The sequence below is a fragment of the Streptomyces sp. ADI95-17 genome (genome assembly GCF_003846175.1).
GTDB lineage: Bacteria > Actinomycetota > Actinomycetes > Streptomycetales > Streptomycetaceae > Streptomyces > Streptomyces sanglieri.
Genome location: NZ_ML123060.1, coordinates 3294 through 8954, shown reverse-complemented (window position 1 = coordinate 8954; position 5661 = coordinate 3294). Strand labels below are relative to the sequence as shown.

5 protein-coding genes and 1 pseudogene are annotated in these 5661 nt (G+C 68.8%); 2 read left to right on the top strand and 4 right to left on the bottom strand.

All coding sequences use genetic code 11. The features are described from left to right. Positions 1–187 precede the first annotated feature (187 nt). From EES42_RS44450 to EES42_RS44440, 3 genes are read right to left on the bottom strand one after another with little or no spacing between them, the layout of a single operon-like run. Positions 188–1207: a hypothetical protein gene (locus EES42_RS44450; protein WP_124723860.1), complete on the bottom strand. Its 1020-nt coding sequence runs from the start codon at positions 1205–1207 to the stop codon at positions 188–190. Then, entirely contained in the window at positions 1204–1983 is a 780-nt protein-coding gene (locus EES42_RS44445; protein ID WP_241197013.1) for an AAA family ATPase, read from the bottom strand. Before EES42_RS44445 ends, EES42_RS44450 begins: the two co-directional genes overlap by 4 nt. Next, on the bottom strand, positions 1970–3490 hold the full coding sequence (locus tag EES42_RS44440; protein WP_241197014.1) for a Mu transposase C-terminal domain-containing protein: 1521 nt from the start codon (positions 3488–3490) through the stop codon (positions 1970–1972). The genes EES42_RS44445 and EES42_RS44440 overlap by 14 nt, the downstream gene beginning before the upstream one ends. 665 nt (positions 3491–4155) lie before the next feature. Between EES42_RS44440 and EES42_RS44435 the strand changes: the two genes are divergently transcribed. Both EES42_RS44435 and EES42_RS44430 read left to right on the top strand, forming a co-directional pair. Continuing rightward, positions 4156–5034, top strand: coding sequence for a putative RNA methyltransferase (locus EES42_RS44435; protein WP_206434020.1), 879 nt, complete (start codon positions 4156–4158; stop codon positions 5032–5034). Between the two features lie 20 nt (positions 5035–5054). Then, a pseudogene (locus EES42_RS44430) lies at positions 5055–5204 on the top strand (transposase); the annotation flags it as partial. An 11-nt stretch (positions 5205–5215) separates the two neighbouring features. Here EES42_RS44430 and EES42_RS44425 read toward each other — a convergent pair. Continuing rightward, a partial coding sequence (locus EES42_RS44425) for a helicase associated domain-containing protein (protein WP_124723863.1) occupies positions 5216–5661 on the bottom strand: 446 nt, incomplete at its 5' end.

The following is a 5661-nucleotide window of genomic DNA, read 5'->3' as shown; positions in this document are numbered from 1 at the left end:
TGGTGATCGGCTTTGTTTTGTCGGTGGGTGTTCGTCATTGTTTTGTCAGTGGGTTGGTGGGGTGTCTGGGCTGTTGGTGTGGGGTGCTGGGTTCTGACAGTGGATGCCGATGAGTGACTGTCGTTTTTGCGGGGTGTGGTGGTCGGTTCGCTGCTGATCGCTATCAGGGGTGGGGTGTTCATGCTGGTCAGCGGGGTGGTGTGGCCGGGGTTGGCCATGCGGGGTCGCCGGTCAGGATGTTGATGGCGGGGGTGATTCCTGACGCTGTGAGAATGTCGGTGAGTTGGTTGTGGTGGTGGAGGTTGGTGTGCTGGAACAGGTGCCTGCTGGGGTGGTGGTGACCGTTGAGGTAGTGCCAGGCCCGCGCGGCGATCAGCAGGGGCTGCGCCCATGTGGGGACGGAGTGCCAGTGGCGTGTGCTGGTGGGCCGGTACGGCAGGCGGGGGAGGGCGAGGGCGGTGGCGTCGGGTGCGAGGTCTGCGAGCCGGACGGCGGCGAGTTGTTCGGCCTCGTCTGTGTGGCTGAGGAGTTGGGCGGCGAGGAGTCCTGCGTGGAGCGGGTGCCCGATCTGCTGTACCTGCTCGATGAGTTCGTGTCCGCTGCCACGGGTGTGGGTGTCGGGGCCGTCTGTGGTGTGCGGTCTCGTGCCCGGGTGTGCAGGGCCTTTCTCCCGGAGCCTGTCCCGGGCCGCGTCGAAGCCGTCGGTCTTCTGGTAGCCGGTGCTGAGCCTGGCTGCGTGTTCGGTGAGACGGGTGTCCGGTTTACGGTGCCAGATGAGGGTGAGGTGGATCCCGGTACGGGCTCGGAGTGTGTCGAGTTGTTCCCACCGCGCCGGGGTGAGGGTGTGGGCGCGCAGGACGATGAGGTGTCCGGTCCGGTACGCGTTGATCCAGGAAGCGGCTGCCGTCCAGGCAGGGCCCACCATGTCTGCCCACGAGGCGCGGTGCCGGGGCGCGTCCATACCGCGGGGCGGGAGCCGTTTGCCGAGCGCGCACAGGATGTCCTGGGCCAGAGCGGGCGGGGCGGACGAGCCGGGGGAGGGGTGGAGGGTGACGCGTCCGTTCTCGGGGGAGTGCGCGTCCAGGGCGGCTGCCGTCCATGCCGGGTGGTCGTCGGCGTCGATGACGATACGGACCGCTCTGGCTGCTGTGTGCCTTCGGCCTCGTGAGGCTGCGCTGCGCGTCGCCGGGATGTTGCTGCGGCTCACATGCCGCCGATCTTGCTGTAGACCCAGTGGATGAGTTCTTCGGTGACGTGTTCGGTGCCGGTCTTGTCCATGCCGGAGACCAGGTGGGCGGTGATGTTGGCCCAGTTACGGAAGCTGCCGTGGGCGGCTTCCTGGTCGACCATGTCGATCAGCGAGGGCTCGCAGGTGGCCCATATGGGGTGGAAGGCGGGGATGACCTTGCGGATCTGGTTCTTGGGCAGGCGGGTGAACTCCTGCCAGATGTAGATCCGCGAGGCGAGCATTGGCTCGCGCCGCAGTACGCGGTAGCAGTTGTCGCCGCCGGCGAAGATGACTGCGATGTCGGTGTGCTTGTCGTCCCACAGGTGGCGCCAGAACTCGAATCCGGTCCGGCTCATCCACTGTGCCTCGTCGCAGACCAGGACCCGGAACTGTTCGGCGAGAGCCTCTTTGAGGAGGGCATCGAACTCGCTGGGCCGCCTCGGTGGTTCACCGGGCAGCCGCAGCGCCTTGAACAGGCCGTGCCGGATGTCGCGCGGGGTGGGGCCGGCCCGTAGCTCGAGCCGGTAGGTCGCCCGCGGTGCCAGCTCGCGCAGGGCGGAGTTCACGGCCATGGTCTTGCCATAGCCGGCCGGCCCGTACGCGCACATCATGGCTTTGGCCTTGATGACCGCTTCGATGTTGTCCTTGGTGGTCAGCAGTGACTCCGTGCCGACCAGCTGGGCGTCTTCGAGGCCGAGGAAATGATCGTCACGCATCGCGGGCAGACGCCCGTAGGCCAGGTCAGTTCGTGTCACTGTGACGGTCCTTTTCCTGCTCGGTGGATGAGGGGTCGATGGGCCTGGCCCAGTGCTCGGGCGCGGGAGTGTGCGGGATGAGGTCGGGGCGGGCCAGCGTCCTGCGCCCGCTCCGACCGGCCTCGTCGAGCTCGCCGGCCGCTTCGCTGTGGGTGGGGGTCCGGCTGCGTGTGGCGGGCGCGGCAACGGTCTGGGCCTTGAAGCGGTCCCGCCGGAGCTTCTCGGCGGCCTTGAGATCGGCGCGCAGGCGGCGGGCGGCCGCGGTGCGCGCGGCTTTGAGTGCGCGGATCTGCTCGCCAGTGGCTGCGTCGGCCAGGTACGCGCTGCCCAGATGGGCCCCGGTGGTGTCGAAGACCTCGATGAGGTCGTCGTGGTGGGGCAGGTGCCGGACCGCGCGGGTGCCGGTATGGCCCACCATCCAGTCGGCGATGTAGTCCCGGCGGTGCCAGCGGACGCCGTGAGTGGTGATGGTGCGTTCCCGCCCGTCGTCCTCGAGGGCGAAACCGGCGAGCTGCTCGGCCGGCACATCGGCCACGGGGGTGGGGTCGGCCGCCCACGCCTGGAGCGGCGTCCTGCCGCCCAGGGCATCGGGGCGGTGCTCGCTGTTCCACCACCGCACCCAATCCAGCAGGCCGCTGACGAAAGAGGCGAAGGCGAGCGCGGGAGCGTCGGGGTCCGCCGGGCGCCCACCGGTGAGTTTGGGCCGGTGGGTGTAGCGGGGCAGGAGCACGAAGTGCATCTCTTCGACGGCGTCGTTGAGTGCCTCGACCGTGCCCTTGAGATGCGGGGTGTAGGCGGGCAGGTCGATGACCGCGACGGCGAACGCCCCCATCGCGCCCGTGACCGTGCGGCACAGGAACTCCTTGCCCCGGTCCACCCGGATCGCGGCGGGCAGCCCGCCCGCGGGCCCGTATGGTGGCCGCCGGTCGATCGCGGACCGCAACGCGGCCAGGACTGCGTCCCTGGACGGTGCGTGAGGGGTGACGGCCACACCGACGATCACCTTGGTCGCGCAGTCGATGAACCAGGTCACCCACGGACAGACCAGCTCGCCCTCGACGTCCACCTGGACCGGCACCCGCTTGTGATCGCTCTCCCAGACCACGTTGCGGTGAGTGGGCGGACGCTTGGCGAACACGTCATGCGCCCGCCGCGCCTTCTCGCCCTGCCTGAGCCCGGCCCGCTCGCCTGCCGTCAGGTCCCGGCGGATGGCCCGGTGCAGTGTCGCCAGCGAGGGAACCTTGGGCCGCTCGGGATCCTTGCGGGCACGCTCGACGAGTTCGGCATGGACCCGGGAGGCGTTTCCGCCCCACAAGGCCAGCAGCTGCCGGACCTCAGCCGTCACCGTGAACCGCCCGGCCGGCATCCGGTCCAGGCGGCCCTCCGCCCGGGCCGCGGCCAGCCACCGCCACACCGTCCGCTCCGACTTCCCCAACGCCTGTGCCACCAGCCGGACGTGGCCGGACGTCAGCTCACCCCGGGCCTCCAAGCCGAACAACCGCTGCACCGCAGCCACCCGGCTCACCTCGACGGCACGCACCGCCTGCGCGCGGTGTGCACCAGTTCTGTCGTCGGACATGCCCCAGGTCTCTCACGAGATCTGCAGCCCGCTGACGGGATCCGGCATTGCGATGACAGCGACGAGACGCAGCTGCTACAGCGCCTCAGCCGGGTACCCCTCACCTTCGTGCGAAAGCCAAGAGGACAGCAGCACTGAGGCTGGGCCAGCAGGCATAGGTGTTGTTGGCTGCGAGGTTGCCGACAAGGCCTGCACGGCCGACACCGAGACGGTGGTGCCGTTTCCCGAGCCGCCGCTCGTCCGGGCGGCCTCAGGCCAGATGCCCTGGCTAGAAGCCAGACTCCGACTTATCCGTTCGGGAACTTGGTCGTGTCTGGTGCGATATGAGCACTAGGCCGTTTCTCTCAACTCCGGCGGGCATGAAGGGCTTCGTCGAGGCTCGTAAACTCATGGCGTGGCATTCATGAGCACCCCGCACTGCTGCTTCCTGTGATCGGAAGGCACTGAGGGCGATGTCGGACGGCATCGCCCTCCCAGGCGTGCCTGCTACGCGAACCACCTTCCTGGCACTGCCCGTTCCTTCCTGAGGCAGTGACGTTCTGTGCGCGCGTCCAGGCACGGTCTCTTCCCTTCAGCCTTGTCAGGAGTGCCTCGTGCCCATGTTGCTTCCCCCCGCCCTCGGACTGTTCCTAGACCTGCTGCGCTGCCCGACGTGCCACACGCGCCGCCTGCACCCCGACCGCGGCGCACTGCGCTGTCTGACGGGCCACACCTTCGATATCGCCCGCCACGGCTACGCCAGCCTCTTGACGGGTACCCGCGCTACCAGCGGCGACGACGTGGCTATGGTCCAGGCTCGGGACCGCTTTCTGGCCACCGGCGGGTACGCGCCCATCCTCCAGGCCGTGACCCGCCTGGCGGCCGACGCCGTGCCGGAGCGGGGCACCGTGGTGGACATCGGGTGCGGCACGGGCTACTACCTGGCCGGCGTTCTCGACCATCTGCCCGGCGCCCGAGGTCTGGGCATGGACACGTCGGCGCGCGCGCTGCGCTCGGCAGCCCGAGCCCATGAACGAGCCGCTGCGGCGACCTGGGATGTCTTTCGCCCATTTCCTCTCGCCGACGAGGTGGCCGACGTGGTGTTGGACGTGTTCGCCCCGCGCAATCCAGCCGAGTTTCACCGGGTACTCCGCCCGGCCGGCCGGCTGATCGTGGTCCGCCCTACCGATCGACACCTGGTCGAGCTGCGCGGCCGAGTGCCTGCAATGGTCACCATCGACCCTGCCAAGGAACAGCGCCTGCACCGGGCGCTGGACCCCTACTTCACAGTCACTGTCACCGAACAGGTGGAGTACCCCATGGCCCTGGTCGGACTGGAGGCCCTGGACTTGGTGGGGATGACACCGAGCGCACGCCACGTGAACCGTGCAGACCTGAGCGATGACGGCCTCCTGCCCGACCAGGTCACTGTCTCTGTGCTGGCCACCGCCTACCAGCCCCGGCGACCACGAGTGGGCGCCTGCGCCTGCTGACCGACGAGCAGTGAGCACGCCTGGCGCCCTGTCTTCCCCGCAACGCCGGGAAGACAGGGCGCCCGTTCGCCGACCACCGTCGCACCATCGACGGGATCATCTACCGGCACCGCACCGGGCTCCCATGGAGAGATCTGCCCCGCGAGGCGGTCGGCCCTTGGCAGACAGTGAGGCACAACGGCTACCAGCGCATGCCGAGGGCGCCGAGTTCGGCCCGCCGTTCCGCACTGAGCCTGTCCGCCCGTTTACGCACGTTGTCCAGCCATATGCCGAGCTTGACCACCACGGGCCCGATAGCGCCGCTCTGATGGCCTGCCGGACCATCTCCCATCTCCAGGTGCTCGGCATGCTTCCGAGGCACCCGCAGATGTCCCTCACGGGTATGGAACTGCTGCGCCGCTGCCATGTTGACCGCCCACATATCGTCCTGCGTGCGTTTCACCGGGCGTTTCTCGTCCCCAGCGGGTTCGATCCCGAGGACGTTCTCCAGCAACCACTGCTGCGCGGGCAGCAACTGCTCCCACCCGAACCGCTGCGCCGCCACCCAGCGCCCGAGGTCTTCTCCTTGCACGATCACCTTCCCGGCCGTTGCCGGCAGGGCCCCGCCGTTCTGGAGGTAGTTCTGGA